Source organism: Acinetobacter sp. UBA3132 (assembly GCF_002364825.1).
Taxonomy (GTDB): domain Bacteria; phylum Pseudomonadota; class Gammaproteobacteria; order Pseudomonadales; family Moraxellaceae; genus Acinetobacter; species Acinetobacter schindleri.
The window spans coordinates 38,854-55,031 of record NZ_DEZM01000146.1 but is presented as its reverse complement, the minus strand read 5'-3'; the positions used below and the strand labels follow the sequence as shown (position 1 = coordinate 55,031).

Annotated in this window: 14 protein-coding genes; 3 read left to right on the top strand and 11 right to left on the bottom strand. The window is 44.0% G+C overall.

What is annotated here, in order from left to right:
* Positions 1 to 168 precede the first annotated feature (168 nt).
* Together B4033_RS08240 and B4033_RS08235 are read left to right on the top strand one after the other, a co-directional pair.
* Positions 169 to 1,884 (top strand): cation:proton antiporter, encoded by a 1,716-nt coding sequence (locus tag B4033_RS08240; protein WP_286833113.1) that lies wholly within the window; start codon positions 169 to 171, stop codon positions 1,882 to 1,884.
* 155 nt (positions 1,885 to 2,039) lie between these two features.
* Positions 2,040 to 2,642: a DUF1294 domain-containing protein gene (locus B4033_RS08235; protein ID WP_286833111.1), complete on the top strand. Its 603-nt coding sequence runs from the start codon at positions 2,040 to 2,042 to the stop codon at positions 2,640 to 2,642.
* Positions 2,643 to 2,698: 56 nt separating this feature from the next.
* Here the strand turns inward: B4033_RS08235 and B4033_RS08230 are convergent, their stop codons facing one another.
* From B4033_RS08230 to B4033_RS08180, 11 genes are all read right to left on the bottom strand, one after another.
* Positions 2,699 to 2,977 (bottom strand): hypothetical protein, encoded by a 279-nt coding sequence (locus B4033_RS08230; RefSeq protein WP_004813278.1) that lies wholly within the window; start codon positions 2,975 to 2,977, stop codon positions 2,699 to 2,701.
* A gap of 103 nt (positions 2,978 to 3,080) precedes the next feature.
* Positions 3,081 to 3,584 carry a DUF6586 family protein gene (locus tag B4033_RS08225; protein WP_004813280.1) on the bottom strand — a complete coding sequence of 168 codons (504 nt, stop codon included), beginning with the start codon at positions 3,582 to 3,584 and terminating at the stop codon, positions 3,081 to 3,083.
* Positions 3,585 to 4,014: 430 nt separating this feature from the next.
* The gene (locus B4033_RS08220; RefSeq protein WP_004890294.1) at positions 4,015 to 4,266 is read right to left on the bottom strand and encodes an RNA recognition motif domain-containing protein; all 252 of its coding nucleotides are present in this window, start codon (positions 4,264 to 4,266) and stop codon (positions 4,015 to 4,017) included.
* Between the two features lie 83 nt (positions 4,267 to 4,349).
* Positions 4,350 to 6,338: an ATP-dependent helicase gene (locus B4033_RS08215; protein WP_286833108.1), complete on the bottom strand. Its 1,989-nt coding sequence runs from the start codon at positions 6,336 to 6,338 to the stop codon at positions 4,350 to 4,352.
* A gap of 292 nt (positions 6,339 to 6,630) precedes the next feature.
* Positions 6,631 to 7,773 (bottom strand): glycerate kinase, encoded by a 1,143-nt coding sequence (locus tag B4033_RS08210; protein ID WP_286833107.1) that lies wholly within the window; start codon positions 7,771 to 7,773, stop codon positions 6,631 to 6,633.
* A gap of 122 nt (positions 7,774 to 7,895) precedes the next feature.
* Positions 7,896 to 8,654: a hypothetical protein gene (locus B4033_RS08205; RefSeq protein WP_286833104.1), complete on the bottom strand. Its 759-nt coding sequence runs from the start codon at positions 8,652 to 8,654 to the stop codon at positions 7,896 to 7,898.
* Between the two features lie 3 nt (positions 8,655 to 8,657).
* Entirely contained in the window at positions 8,658 to 9,461 is an 804-nt protein-coding gene (locus tag B4033_RS08200; RefSeq protein ID WP_004890306.1) for an NYN domain-containing protein, read from the bottom strand.
* Positions 9,462 to 9,553: 92 nt separating this feature from the next.
* Positions 9,554 to 12,196 (bottom strand): type I DNA topoisomerase, encoded by a 2,643-nt coding sequence (gene topA / locus B4033_RS08195; RefSeq protein WP_286833101.1) that lies wholly within the window; start codon positions 12,194 to 12,196, stop codon positions 9,554 to 9,556.
* A gap of 31 nt (positions 12,197 to 12,227) precedes the next feature.
* Positions 12,228 to 12,677: an ammonium transporter gene (locus B4033_RS08190; protein WP_048882541.1), complete on the bottom strand. Its 450-nt coding sequence runs from the start codon at positions 12,675 to 12,677 to the stop codon at positions 12,228 to 12,230.
* 70 nt (positions 12,678 to 12,747) lie between these two features.
* Positions 12,748 to 13,746: a hypothetical protein gene (locus B4033_RS08185; protein WP_286833098.1), complete on the bottom strand. Its 999-nt coding sequence runs from the start codon at positions 13,744 to 13,746 to the stop codon at positions 12,748 to 12,750.
* 178 nt (positions 13,747 to 13,924) lie between these two features.
* Positions 13,925 to 14,170 (bottom strand): SlyX family protein, encoded by a 246-nt coding sequence (locus tag B4033_RS08180; protein ID WP_048882543.1) that lies wholly within the window; start codon positions 14,168 to 14,170, stop codon positions 13,925 to 13,927.
* A 35-nt stretch (positions 14,171 to 14,205) separates the two neighbouring features.
* On the opposite strand from B4033_RS08180, the gene B4033_RS08175 reads away from it, so the two are divergent.
* The gene (locus B4033_RS08175; protein WP_286833097.1) at positions 14,206 to 16,110 is read left to right on the top strand and encodes an ATP-binding cassette domain-containing protein; all 1,905 of its coding nucleotides are present in this window, start codon (positions 14,206 to 14,208) and stop codon (positions 16,108 to 16,110) included.
* Positions 16,111 to 16,178: the final 68 nt, after the last annotated feature.

Genomic DNA, 16,178 nt, shown 5'->3' with positions numbered 1-16,178 from the left:
GCTAAAATTAAATAATTTTAGTTTTTTGAAAAAAAGCGACCTTTTAGGGTCGTTTTTTTTTGCATTTTTTTTATTCAGCTTGATAAACTTTCTTTTTGTTTTGGCACTTTTTGTGCTTATTTCCCATAAAAAACTGAAATTTTAAAATTCATCTTAAAGGAGTGCTTAGTGCCACATGACGTAGATCTCATCATATTACTGGCTGTAGGCTTTGGACTGGCGCTGGCATTCGGCTATATCGCTGCGCGCTTGCGTCTACCTCCCTTGATCGGATATCTGATTGCCGGGATCCTGATTAGCCCCAATACCCCTGGGGTAGTCGGTGACATCCAGCTCGCCAATCAGCTTGCCGAATTAGGCGTCATGTTCCTGATGTTTGGTGTCGGGATGCACTTTTCCTTAAATGATCTGATGCAGGTAAGGCGTATTGCCCTGCCTGGTGCCATCCTGCAAATTGCAGTGGCTACCCTGCTTGGCGTTGGTGTCTCCATGCTCTGGGGCTGGAGTTTCGGTTCTGCGCTTGTTTTTGGTTTAAGTCTCTCCTGTGCCAGTACTGTCGTGCTCCTTAAAGCACTGGGAGACCGTGGTCTGCTTGAATCCATTAACGGTAAGATCGCCGTGGGCTGGCTGCTGGTTGAAGATCTGGTCATGGTATTGGCACTGGTGTTACTTCCTGCAACCGCAGTTTTACTCGGTGGTCAGGCACTGGAAGGCAGCAGTGATGGGAATATCTGGCTCACTCTGGGCATTACCTTACTCAAGGTCGCAGGCTTTATTGCCTTTATGCTGATTGTTGGTAAACGTCTAATACCAATGATCATGCAGGTTGTCGCGCGTCTAGGCTCACGTGAACTGTTTACGCTAACTGTTGTGGCCGCTGCCGTATCGATTGCCTTTGGTGCCTACAAAGTCTTTGGTGTCTCCATGGCACTAGGTGCATTCTTTGCGGGTATGGTCGTGAAAGAATCTGACTTCAGCCATCGCGCAGAAGAAGAAACCCTTCCGCTACGTGAAATTTTCTCGATTCTGTTCTTTGTTTCTGTCGGCATGCTGTTTGATCCACGGATTATGATTGAACAACCCCTGCATGTGCTGGCAGTTGTTGCCATTATTATGATTGGTAAGACTATTGCTGCGATGGCACTGGTACTATTCTTCCGTTATCCAATCAACACAGCGCTGACAGTGGGTGCGTCACTGGCGCAAATCGGTGAATTCTCGTTCATTCTTGCTGCACTTGGAGTATCGCTAAATCTGCTGTCACTGGAAGGGCAAAACCTGATTCTGGCGGGTGCCTTGATTTCAATTACTCTGAACTCTTTTATTTTCGCTGCCATCGAACCAGTACAGAAATGGATTCGCGAACGTTCCAACCTGGCGCGTTTACTGGAGCGCAGTGGCGATCCACTGGCCATTCTGCCTGATGAAGTATCCCAGGACTACCTGCGCGATCAGGTAGTGATTGTTGGCCATGGTGAAGTGGGACGTCGCATCACGACTTCTTTGATGGAACAAAACATTAAAGTTGTGATTGCTGAAGAAAACCGGGAGATTGTTGAAAAATTGCGTGCCAAAGGCATTGCGGCGGTATCGGGTGTGGCGACTGAACCAGGCGTCTTGATTCAGGCCCATATTCAGCATGCACGTCTATTGGTCATTTCCCCTATGGATATTCTGGACATTCATAAAATCGTGGATATTGCCAAAACTTTAAATCCTGAAATTCAGGTACTGGTCTGTGCCGAAAGTAAGGAAGAAGCTGAAGTCATCCGCCGTGATAATGTGGGTGCGGTGTACTATGCTAAAGAAGAAATGGCGAAGAACATGAGCCGTCATATCCTGCATCAGATTCAGATGGCTCATCAACACGGTTCGGCACATTAAATTTTAATTTTTTAAATTGGGCAGATCATGAGTATCTGCCTTTTTTATGACAAAAAAATTGATCGACTTTATAATAAACTCCTAATTTAAATAACTTATAGACTTTTATATTTGATTTTAAAGTCTTTTAAACAGGATTCTTGTGGGGGAATAGTATGCGTTATAAAGGTAAATTAACCACATGGAAAGATGACCAAGGCTTTGGATTCGCGACTACCCATGAAACTTCAGAACGTGTTTTTGTTCATATTAAAAATTTTAGTTATAAGACCAGACGCCCTGTAGATGGTGATGAACTGATTTATAATGTTGAACAAGGGACTAAGAAAAACTTACAAGCAACCAATATTCAGTTTTTACATGATTATGAACGTCAACGATTAAGAGACCAACGCCATCAACAACAAGAAGGTGGCAAAAACTTATTGTCTAAAATTGCAGCTTACCCATTTATTCTTACCTTATTAGTTCTATTTTTGACAGGGCAAATCTCGGTTTGGGTCTTAGTTTATTATGCAATGATTAACCTCATCACGTTCTTCGCTTATTGGCAAGATAAACAATCAGCCCAAAACAATAAACGTCGTACACCAGAGCAAACTCTACATAATCTGAGTTTATTTGGTGGTTGGATAGGTGCTTTAGTTGCTCAGCTCAGTTTAAGACATAAATCACAAAAACAAGAATTCCGAAAAAAGTTTTGGTTAACCACAGTGATCCATATTATTTTTTTTGGCATATATTTAATAATGAAATAAATCCAATAAAAAAGCGCACTTTAAAGTGCGCTTTTTTATTTGGAATGGGAGAGCAATCAACTTAAATATTTTGGTTTTTCATCCACAATTTCAGCCTGCATTTCATTTGCCTGCTTTTCGAGCAGGCCAAATAAAGCCGCCTGAATCATATGCTGAGCAACCACCGGGGTCTGATCACCGAGAAGTGCTTTTACTTCATCATTAAACTGAATAATGACCAATGGCTGTTTTTCTGAGCCTGCATTGCGTAATGCTAACTCACCACTTTCCAGTTGAACGAGTTCTAAAATCGCTTCTTGACTACCAAATAGTTCTTTCAATTGTTCTATAGACATATGTCCTCCATGTTCAACATGGTGGCAAAGCGCAGAATCACTTTGCATCGCTGTTTATTGGATATATGGTTAATAATTTCAATTTCAAGGGTCATTGGTCGGATTAAAATTCCACCATCTCATTGCGAAAACCATCAATCAATTGTGTCAGGTCTCGATGCCATTCACGCAGGATTGCTGTATCTGGTAACCAGGCTTGAGGTGTTTGAGTGACTTTAATAATCAGTTTGGAAGATGTTTCATCTTCAGGCTCCGGCACACTCGGCTCAGGTGTATACTGACACAAACGATAAGCACGCTTCAGCTCAGCGATAAAGCCGTCTTTAGACAGTTGCTGCATTACGGTGACTTCTGGAGAGATCTGCCCTTTCGCAGCCATCTGCTCTTCAATCGATTTCAAGGTCGGACTCAGATCATTTAAACGGTAGTAACGCACCAGTTCCTGCAAAAAAGCCAAGACTGCACCATGCAAATGAAAAACTGCTGATTCACGATGTGCCTGAGCCTGCTGGACATGATCGGTTTGCTCTGCCTGCTGACAGGCAAGGCGGGCGAAATAAAGTTTCTGATTGGTACGGTCCGCATGATAGCGAGCAACACGAGTCATGGATTTTTCCTAAGTGTTAAAACAAATTTTGGCTTTTATAACTTAAGACCAGATTATTATTTTTACAATGGAATTTATTTTATTTATTGATCTTTTCAGGAAATATGAACAACCGGGCTGAATTACTAATGCAATTTATTTTAATTTTTGAAGAGTCATTAAATCTCTTTCATAAATCGAAAAATGATCATGCTATTCATACTTAAATAGATATTTAAAGTCCCTTATCCTTCTGGAATGAGATGCACTGCTTCGCAAGAGGATGAGGGAATGTTCTTTATAGTGATTAAAAATGATTTATGACAAAACTCTATTCTATTGAATGGATAATAAAGTTTGGATTGAGTTATTCAACCAGAAGCCCTAACTATTTGGTCATTCAAAAAAGTTATTTCCATAAAAAAGGAGCATTATCTGCTCCTTTTTCTATTTACGCCTGTGGCTTTTCTTCAGCCTGTTTCACGCGAATGCCTGTACCATGTAAGCGCAAGGTATTCAGACCTTTGATCGCTTTAACTGCTTCACGGCCATGCGGCATTTCTACAAAGGCAAAGCCTTTAGACTTACCAGTTTCAGCATCCAGCACCAGCGTACAAGTATCTACTGTGCCATATTGCTTGAACAATTCCAGTAACTCAGCCTCTGTCACAGTACGTTCCAAGTTACGAACTAAAATTTTCATTTGATAACCTTAAGAAGATAGGCAAAAAACATCAAAAAGCACTCGCCTACTCTACTTTTTGCATACAACAACATCTGTCTAGTTTAATCGAGATCAATGCCAAAATCTAAATTAATCGACTGGCGCTCGATTAAGGCACTTTTCACGGTTTGCTGACGGGTCTTGTAATGGGTTTCCGTAGTACACAGCTGGCGAGTTAGATCATTCATAAAATAACTTTCGACTTTACGGCCCTGCTCATCCACGGTTTCGCGTGCCCATTGATTCAGATTCTGTTTGGTCAGAATCAACTCATTCTGCGCACGGGTCAACGCCACATACAGCACCCGGCGTTCTTCTTCAACATCATCAAAATCACCTTGCGCGCGCGCATGAGGGTACTGTCCCGGTGTCACATTCGCCACATAACAGACCTTCTGCTCTGTACCCTTGGCAGAATGGATGGTGATTAAAGTCACCACATCAGGGTCTGACTGGCGTTCAATTTCAGAAATCGATACCGGATCGAGCACATATTCTTCCAGAAACTCGCTCAGCTGGGCATGTTTGGAAGCCAGCTGCTTGACCAGTTCAAAATCACCCTGACGGCGATTCCAGTCTTTTTTGTAGTTTTCAGCAAGCTGGTTTTCGATGGCTTGAATGGCCAGACTGACACAGGCTTCAACTTCTGTTTTTAACACAGCCATTTGCTTCATGATCAGAATGGATTCCAATGGAATCTTGCCAAATTTTTCCAGCTTGTCTGCAATGATGTCCATCTCAGGCTCTGCCAAGAGTTGCTGTGACAGTTTGCTGGCACCGACATCACCTACGCCATTCCACAGCGTCAGGAAACGCATCCAGGCAATATCATCCAGCGGATTGGCAACCACACGCAATAAACTCAACAAGTCTTTAACATGTGCGGTTTCTAACAGCTTCATCCCACCGATAAAGCGATACGGTACATTGGCAGCAATACAGGCCGCTTCAATATGGCGTGCCGCAAAACTGGAACGCACCAGCACCATATGATCAGACCATTTACTGCCTTGTAAGTAATGACGCTCTTTGATATCGATGGCGATCCATTTGGCTTCATCAAACTCGTTCGGGAAGATATGCATTTTTGGCTTGATGCCTTCACCCCGATATGCATCCAGCCGCTTATCATATTTAATTTCGGATTGATCCAGCAACCAGTTGGACAGGTCTAGAATCTCTTGAGTCGAGCGGTAATTTTTTTCCAGTTTAAAAATCTGGGCATCGGGTACGCGCTCTTTGAAATGGTGAATATTTTCAAAATCTGCACCACGGAAACCATAAATCGACTGGGCATCATCTCCAACACAGAACAGACTGATATGATCTTTGAGTGGTTCTAGCAAGGCCCATTGCAATGGATTGGTGTCCTGCATCTCATCGACCAGCATATGACGGCAGATTGAAGCGACATAATCCACTAGTCCTTCTGATTGAGCTAGCGCACTCGCAACGACTGCCAGAATATCGTCATAGTCCAGAAAGCTGCGTGCCTGCTTACGTGCTTCATATTCTTTCATGATGTCAGCAATCTGATCTTTCAGCGCCAGATATTCCGGCATCTGTTTTTCCAGCGCCAGACTCAGCTTCTGACGGGTATTGCGTGCAAAGGAATACAGGTCACACAACTCTTGTGGCTTGGGTAGGTAATTCGGGTTTTTCTTGTCATCGCGTCCGCGAATCAGACGGAACATCATCAACTGATCATCACGATCAATAATCGAAAACTGCTCCAGTCCAAATGCTTTGGGAATACGGCGCAGCAGATACATACAGAAGGTATGAAAAGTCGATGCCCGCAGACCTTTGGCCACCTCCCCCAAAGCCAATTCCACACGTGCGACAATTTCACTGGCTGCACGACGAGTAAAAGTCAAAATCTGAATTTGATTCGCAGGTACGCCCTGATCGATCAGATAAGCTGCACGTGCGACGATGGTTTTAGTTTTGCCACAGCCCGCCCCAGCCAAGACCAAACTGTGCTTTGCTTCAGTCGTCGCAGCTTGTTTTTGTTGGGGGTTCAGTTCATCTATTAGGCTGGCTAAACTCATGGTCACTCATCATTCTGTGGATGCGTGTAGTTTAACAGATCGCTCTTATAATTATGGCTTTTCATCCGCGCTGAAACAGCACCCAATTTTATCTCTTGATTTCTATAGGGTCGATGGCATGGATGCCGTCTGCTGGATTAGGGTATAGGAATATCCCCTCAATCCAGCAAAGGATTTTTGTTACCTTGCAAAGCAGTGCTTTTTCTCACCCATGAAAAGTAAGATCTGCTTACGCGTTATTATCTACCATTATGTAAAGTTTGTGCAGCAATGACTATCTTGTAAGAGAAAACTAAGTCCTCGGTTCCCAAATATTTTTAATAGTTTTGGACACTGCTTTTTCCAGATTCACTTCCCCATTTTTTAATGCTTCTTCCAAGCTACAATCTGGTGGATTAATTCCCACAATCTGACTAAAGCCGGCATCAAATAAAGACTCAATTCCTTCACCCACCAGACCAGCAAAAGCTAACACCGGTTTATTGAACTGCTGTGCGACCTGAGCAACGCCAAACGGTGTTTTGCCTAAGGCCGTTTGGCTGTCAATCTTGCCTTCACCAGTCAGTACATAATCCGCTTGAGCAATTTTTTCGGCTAATCGGCTTTGCTCAATAATCAATTCCACACCGGATTGCAACTTGGCATCCGCAAATGCCATAAGGCCAAAACCCAAACCACCCGCTGCACCCGAGCCTGCTACATTCTTTATAAAAATACCTAAACTTGCTTCGACCAGATTAGCATAATGGTTGAGATTAAGATCCAGTTGCTGCACCATTTCCGGAGTTGCTCCCTTCTGCGGTCCAAAGATTGCCGAGGCGCCATTCGGTCCACACAGTGGATTATTGACATCAGAAGCGATTAGAATTTCGGTGTTTTTCAAACGAGCATCTAACTGGGAAATATCTATTTGATTAATCTGATCTAGATTACCGCCGCAGACCTGAATCGCTTCACCTGTACTATTGAAAAACTGGACACCCAATGCCTGTGCCATCCCGGCACCGCCGTCATTGGTGACACTACCACCAAGTCCAACAATGATTTTTTCAATACCGCGATCTAATGCCTGTTTGATCATCTCTCCTGTGCCATAGGTTGAGGTCAGCATGGGGTTACGTTGGGAGCTTTCCAGCAGATGAATGCCATTGGCTTTGGCCATTTCAAGGACGGCAGTTCGACCATAATCGACTATGGCAAAATAAGTTGAAACTTGCTGAGTCACTAAAGGCCCAGTCACCGTACAAGTAATACATTGACCATCCAAGGAGCGCAGCAAGGCATCTACTGTTCCCTCACCACCATCTGCCATAGGCACAGCGATACAGCATGCATCAGGAAAGACCTGCAAAACACCGCGTTGCATAGCTTGGCACGCTTGCTCGGCTGACATACTTTCCTTAAAGGAATCGGGAGCCAAGACAAAAGTATGCATATTCTTCTCAATTATTAATATTTTATGGTTAGAAGTTTCAGTCTATCTATAAGCTCATAAGCCAGTATCAAATTTATTTACAAGCACGACTAAAGTTGTGGGTAAATTCAGCATTATCCATATCAGTGTTTCCAACCCAATTCAATCGCAGTGATCTCATTAATTAGAGTCTGACTTAAAGATTCTGGCATTTTACTTGACGTTTGAGAGGTTGGAATATGACCTGCCATTAGCTCTGCTTTGGCTTGCGGAAACAAAGGTTGCTGATTAGGAAATGCATATCCCACAGGATACATCGGCTGACCGGTCGCCAGATCATATTTATCGCTGGCTCCAAAGGCATGTAATAGCTCATGTACAAGGACAATCTTGTTTTGTTCAGTCTGTTTCCTGGAAGCGAACAGGTTCACTGATCCAATCCGGCCTTTTTGTAAAGCTGTTGAATGCTTTAACACTTTATGCTGTGCCGGATCATAGTAGTTTAAATATAAGATCACATTGGCCGAAGGATCTGAACTTTGCTGCTGTTGCCAGGCATAGAAACGGAATTTCAGGCTCCAGAAAATGGTATCTATAACTGAGGCCTGCTCAGGAACTTTAGGTGGTAATTCTTTCAGTTCACGTCCAAGATTAAAATAGAAGTAGGTTGGTTGACCGCGATACTGCTGCGCAGCCTTTTCCAGATATTCTTGTGCTCCATTTAAATCCTGAGCCGAGAGCTGCTGAATATATTGTTGGGTAGCTGCTGAACCATCAGCATTAATTGGATGCAACAAGACAAAAATAGGCTTGGACCAGTCCTGGTTTTGGTCACGATAGGCATTGACTGCGACCACAAATAAAATCAGTAGCAGAATCAGGATTCGGATTTTTTTCCACATGCTTTAAGCACTCTGTTTTTTTATTTTTCTAAGAAACATCTGGCTCATTTCAATCTTAGTTTCAAAAAGATTTAAAGTCTTGATTAATCCAGAAAGTTTGGCACGACCATAATTACGAGAGTCAAAATCAGGTTTTACCGCACTTATGTATTGCCCAACCATACTTAAATTGGCCCAACCATTTTCATCTGCATTATCTTTTACAGCTTTATAAATTAAATTAAGCGTGGCTCGGTCCATCCCTTCAGGTAACTGAATTTCCTTTTGGGCAGATATGGTTTTTTGTCCACTTGTCTTGCTAATATCCGAAACTTTTTTATCAATTAAATCTGTTTCTTCACTATCCTCATTATTTTTAATTTCACTATCTACAAGTAAGTTTTCAATATAAATAAACTTGTCACAAGCTTTTTTGAATGCTTCAGGAGTAGCTTTTTTGCCAAAACCATAGACGGTGAGACCATTTTCACGAATACGTGAAGCTAAGGGCGTGAAATCGCTATCACTGGATACGATACAGAACCCATCTAATGCACCTGCATAAAGTAAATCCATAGCATCAATAATCAGGATCATGTCTGTTGCATCTTTACCTTTAGTATAGGCAAATTGCTGTACAGGTGTAATTGCATGTGGAAGCAAAACATCGCGCCAATTTTTTAAGGTTTCACTGCTCCAATCTCCATAAACACGTTTAACACTGGCAATACCGTATTTAGCAACTTCTTCTAATACTGATGCGATTGCATTAATCGATGAATTATCCGCATCAATGAGCACTGCGAATTTTTTTGTTTGAATATCCACACCTTCCCCAAATTTTATTATTAATCAAATTTCTAAAATTTATTCTGCCATAAAAAATGCCGACTGATGTCGGCATTTTTCATTTTTAGCTTTTAGGCTTCAACCCATTTTCCATCTTGGTAAACCAGAGACCATTTGGTTTGCTTACCTTCAGGTGTTTCTGAACCAATATATTGCGACTGGTTCTTACGGCTGAATTTCACCAGAGTTGGATTACCTTCAGGATCTACATCTGGCGCCTGCAAGATAAACTGATACTTTGGATCCAGCTGCTCGGCAACGGTACGTAGTTCCGCCACCTTCGGTGCGCGAGTTTCACGGACTTTCGGGAACTTGCTCGCGGCCAGGAACAGACCGGCTGCGCCATCACGCAGAACAAAGAAATCATCATGCTTGGTTGAACGCAGGTGTTCCATCTTGATCGGATCAACGCGCGGAGGTGCAGGCTGACCATTCTTCAAGACTTTACGGGTATTCTCACAGCTGGTACAGGCAAAATAAGGACCAAAACGGCCAGTCTTCAGCTGCATTTCGCCATCACATTTGTCACATGGAATGGTTGGGCCATCATAGCCCTTGATCTTGAACTCACCTTCTTCCAGTTCAAAACCGGCACAGTCCGGGTTGTTACCGCAGATATGCAGTTTACGACCGCCATCAATGACGTAGCTGTCCATGGCAGTCGAGCAGATCGGACAACGTTTTTTCGACATCAGGTCAGCAGTTTCAGCGGCATCATCGTCAGACAGTGCAGCCAAAGACTCAACCGGGGTCAGGTTCAGTGTGCCTTTACAACGTTCTTTCGGTGGCAGGTTATAACCTGAACAACCCAGGAATACACCCGTTGTTCCGGTACGGATCTGCATCGGACGGTCACATTCTTTACAGTGTACAGCTTCAACTTCTACAGGCTGATTGCGGCGCATGCCGTTTTCACCCTGAGCATTGGTTAGACGTTTCTTGAAGTCGCCATAGAAGCTGTCTAACAGATCCTTCCAGTTACGCTCACCATCTGCCACTTTATCCAGCTGACCTTCAAGGTCTGCAGTAAAGTCGTAGTTCATCAGGTTATTGAAGCTTTCATCCAGACGATCGGTGACGATCTCACCCATCTTCTCGGCAAAGAGACGACGGTTTTCCAGTTTTACATAACCACGATCCTGAATGGTCGAGATAATCGCGGCATAGGTCGAAGGACGGCCGATACCACGTTTTTCAAGCTCTTTTACCAAGGATGCTTCAGTGAAGCGTGCAGGTGGTTTAGTGAAATGTTGAGAAGGATCAAGTTTCTCTAGCTTCAGGACTTCACCCACTTTGACAGCTGGCAATAAAATATCGTCATCTGCCTTGTTGGCACCACGAACTTTGGTGAAACCATCAAATACCAGCGTACGGCCTTTAGCTTTCAGCTCCACACCATTGGCATCGACTAAAATCGTAGAAGATAAATATTCAGCAGGTGTCATCTGACAAGCTACAAATTGACGCCAGATCAGGTCATACAGACGCTGTGCATCACGTTCCACTCCAGCCAGACTGTCGCCTTTCAGCGCGACATTGGATGGACGAATAGCTTCGTGGGCTTCCTGCGCACCGGCTTTATTACCATAACGGTTCGGCTTGGCTGGCAGATATTTCTCGCCATATTCTGACTCGATATGACCACGCACCATATTGACTGCATCATCACTCAGGAAGGTGGAGTCAGTACGCATATAGGTAATGAAACCAGCTTCATACAGGCGCTGCGCCAGCATCATGGTTTTCTTCACCGAGAAACCTAGACGGGTACTTGCGGCCTGTTGCAAGGTGGACGTGATATAAGGTGCGCTTGGATTGACCTTGGTCGGTTTATCTTCACGGCTAATAACTTTATATTCGGCGTCTTTAATCAGATTCAATAAAGCGTCAGTTTCAGCTTTATTATGCAGCTTTAAAGTCTTGCCATTTTGCTTGACCGCTTCCAGACGAATATCATCTTTCTTGGATTTGGTATCTGCAAAAACCTGCCAGTATTCTTCCGGAATGAACTTACGAATTTCACGTTCGCGTTCCACCACCAGCTTTACAGCGACAGACTGTACACGTCCCGCAGACAGGCCACGGGCAATTTTTTCCCATAGCAGTGGCGAAATCATGAAGCCGACGACACGGTCCAGGAAACGGCGCGCCTGCTGGGCATTAACCTTATTGGTATCTAGACGTGAGGGCTGTTTAAACGCTTCCTGAATGGCATTTTTGGTAATTTCGTTAAAGACCACACGCTGGTAACGTGAATCATCACCGCCGATCACTTCTTTTAAATGCCAGGCAATCGCTTCCCCTTCACGGTCCAAATCCGTTGCGAGATACACTTCATCGACTTGCGATGCCAGTTTTTTCAGTTCAGCGACTACGCCTTCCTTGCCCGGAAGGACTTCATATTTGGCTTTCCAGTCATGTTCTGGATCGACACCCATCCGGTTAATCAACGCCTGCTGTGATTTTTCCGCTTTTTCTGCTTCAGTCAGCTTGGTTCGCGTTGCTGGTTTTTTCTCTGCAGTTTTCGCAGAGCCGCCCGTTGGCAAGTCACGCACATGACCCACCGAGGATTTCACGATGTAGTTTGAACCGAGATACTTGTTGATTGTTTTCGCTTTTGCAGGCGACTCCACAATCACCAAGGCACGTTTACTTCCAGCGTCGGAAGACTTCGCCGTGCTGCTTTTTGATGTGGACCGAGGAGCGTTCGCCATATTAACCGTTTAATCCTGTTTATTTCTAAAATTAAAGTTCAGCCAAAGAATGTAATAGTGCCTTGATGTCATCAAGTTGCGTGGCTCTAAGGTCAGATTCTTCATCCCAATAGAGTCCAACACAGTTTGCCTGCATATCAATAGCATAAATGCCTTTTAATGCAATGGGAAAATCTTTAAATTTGTCATCGCCTTGTACCAGCTCAAGCTTTTGATCGACCACACGGGCACGCATCAGTGGCAAACGTGCGTCTGGTATCAGCACACTATAATAAGCCACCATACTGGCACGCTTTTCAGTGGCCATCGGCACTTTGGTCCAGTCAGGAGCCACAACCAGACGTGGGTGTAATCCCATCTTGCGGGCTTTCTCACGCATCATGCCCAAAGCTCTTTCTCGTGGGCTGACACGCAGACCAAAAATAGATCCCAGTACAAATACAATGATGACGACAGCAACCCAGATTCCTGTATTTTCCATAGCTCAACCTTTATGTTCTATTATTAGAGTTGCATAAGCTCAATATAAAACGCAAGTTTGCGCGACAAAATTAATTCAGGAACATCTCATGGCTATAGAGAACTTCATGACCATTCCAGTAAATATAGCCTTTCTCCAGCAGTTCCTTCAGCAATAAACGCACATCGGATTTTGGAAATAACTGTTCCAGTAAATCTCGCAATTCATAAATATCTTTAGGCTTGTCACCTTGTAGTTCACGCAGCTTGCGTGCCACTTCCATTTGTACCGGATCAATGCGGTCAAAGTTTTTGAACAATCCCTGTTGTACAGACTGAATGGCAGATTGTTCTTCAATGACTTTTTCTGGCTCTTCCGGGGTCAATTCAGCAATGGCCTGACTCAGATCAAGCGATGTAGTTGGTGCAGCAGACAGATCCAGTTGTAACCATTGCTTTAATACCTTTTTACGGAAGGCAATCTGATCTTCATAGCGTTTTACAATCTTGAGGTTAATCAGCATTCCGACTACATGCTGCGCTTTACCTGGCAGTACTTGCAAAATATTTGCCACAGAATTTTTCAGGCTTTCCAGTGTGGTTGGCTTGCCTGGCATTTTCGCCAGTGCATCACAATATTTTTTCACCAGTTGTAAAGTGGGTTTCTGCTGAATGGTGTCGAGACTTGGGATCTTGAATTTAGGAGAGATTTTTTTATCCTGTTCCGGTTCTGCCTGTACCTGAATCAGGCTACAGCTAATGTCAGATGCAATCAGCATTTGCATCAGCATTTCACTGCTGTCCATGGCTGAAATCAGTTCCACATGCGTGTCCGGTTCCAGCAGTGCCATCAGCTGTCCGACAATGACCGCATATTCATATTCACGGTGTTCAGCTTCAGGAATGTCCAGAATGACCACTTGCCCACTGGCGATCCAGCCTGCCAGTTCGGTCAGGTCTTCCAATTCAAATTCAAACTTTCCGGCACAGCTAAACAGGTACAAGATTGGATAATGCTTGGTGATTTCACGTAATAGAGTGGCGGTCGGGAAATTATTTTCAAGATCGAGTAAAACAACTTTCTGTGACATGGAACACCAATCTGAACAAAACCTGGAAGCGCTATTAGAGGGGCAAGCGTGAAAAAGGTCAAATTATTTTCAGCATGGCTAGTTTTACTGACTAGGATTACCCTGCTGAAACAAAGCATAAACCCATTAAAGCGAAAACCCTCACAATCGAGGGTTTTCTACATGACCAATTACATAATTAATAATGCGGTGGTCGATCAATAATCGGGTCGAATTCTGCAATGCCCTCAGACAAATCTGCCGACTCAACACGTTGATATAACAGCGTCATTTGCTTTTGAAGATTGATGATTTCCAGATTCTGCCTGGTCACCTGCTGATTCAACTGTTCAACTAAATCGTCCAAAAATGCAATTCGGACTTGCAAATCTTCAATGGGTGCGGAAAATGACGCCTGATCATTTAGATTTTGTTGTTTAGTCATTTTAAGTCCTCATCATAGGATTTCAGGAAACCATTATGGCATATATTACCCTAAGGGACGTCCAACTCGCGTTTGGCGGACCTGCACTGCTCGACGGCGCTAACTTTAATTTAGAACGCGGTGAACGAGTGTGTTTGATTGGCCGTAATGGTGAAGGTAAGTCTACCTTACTTAAACTGATTGAAGGAAGCCTGTTACCTGACAGTGGTGAAGTTTCCTTACAAAATGGCATCACAATTTCCATGTTGGCCCAAGACATGCCGATGGATTCAGGCAAAGTCGCGGATATCGTGGCGGATGGCGCAGGTGAAGCATCAGAAGTTCTACGTGCTTATCATGAAGCCAGCGAAGCCTGCGTACTGGGTGATATGGAAGCTTGTGACCGCATGGGTTCATTGCAGCACAAGATGGATCAGCTGGATGGCTGGGCTTTAGAAACCAAGGTGAACTCTATCCTGAGTAAAATGGGCCTGGATCCGGATGCAGACCTTGCCGATTTATCCGGTGGCCGTAAGCGTCGTGTGCTGCTGGCTCGTGCCCTGCTGACCCAACCAGACGTTCTGTTACTTGATGAACCGACCAACCATCTGGACGTTGAGAGTATTGAATGGTTAGAGAAATTCCTGCTCGATCAAAATAATTTAACCCTCCTGTTTATTTCGCATGACCGTTCATTTGTAGACAGCATTGCAACCCGTATTGTTGAACTGGACCGTGGTACATTGCGTAGCTACGAAGGTAACTATTCACGTTACCTCGAGCTTAAAGCCCAGCAGATGGAAGCCGAAGAAAAGCAGAATGCGCTGTTTGACAAGCGTCTTGCTGAAGAGGAAGTATGGATTCGCCAAGGGATTAAAGCGCGTCGTACCCGTAACGAAGGTCGTGTCCGTGCGCTTAAAGCATTACGCGAAGAATCAAAAGCACGCCGCTCACAACAAGGTAAAGTGAGCATGGCAACTCAGGATGCGAGCCGTTCTGGTAAAGTCGTATTTGAGATTGAACATCTCAGCGTGAAATTTGGTGACAATGCACCAATCATTAATGACTTCTCGGCACTGGTAATGCGTGGCGATCGTATTGGTTTAGTCGGTGATAACGGTGTTGGTAAAACCACACTGATTAAAGCGATTTTAGGCCAGCTTGAGCATGGCGGTACGGTGAAAACTGGTACACAGCTTGAAGTGGCTTATTTTGACCAGTTACGTAACGTACTGGATCTGGAAAAATCGGTAAAAGATAACGTCGCTGAAGGTTCGGACCATGTCGATATCAATGGCAGTCGTCGTCATATCTATAGCTATTTACAAGATTTCCTGTTCTCGCCTGAACGTGCCCGTACACCGGTAAAAGCGCTGTCTGGTGGTGAACGTAACCGTATTTTGCTGGCAAAACTGTTGCTTAAACCATCAAACCTGATTGTGATGGACGAACCAACCAATGATCTGGATATGGTGACCCTTGAACTATTAGAAGAAATGTTAAGTGGCTATAAAGGCACATTACTGCTGATCTCGCATGACCGTGCCTTTATGGACAATGTCGTGACCTCAACCTGGGTATTTGATGGTAAAGGCAATATCGATGAATATATCGGTGGTTATCAGGATTATTTAGAGCAACGTCCGAACCAGACAGCGGTCGATCAAAAATCTGCCGTTAAAAAAGCTGCAGCCAAAGCTGAAGCCGCAGCGGCTGCTCCTGCACCGAAAAAGGTGAAACTCAGCTACAAAGATCAACGTGAACTTGAACAATTGCCTGCAGAAATCGAAGCACTGGAAAGTGAACAGGCTGAACTTTCTGACAAACTGGCAGATGGCTCATGGTTTGTGAAAGATGCAGCAGCAGCCACCAAGGCATCTGAACGTTTAGGTGAAATTGACGAGATTTTGCTGGAAAAAATGGAACGTTGGGATGAACTGGAAAATATGACCAAAGCTTAAGTTTTCTATTTCTCCCATGCCAAGCATCTGTATTCATACAGATGCTTTTTTTATTTTCACTTTTTTGT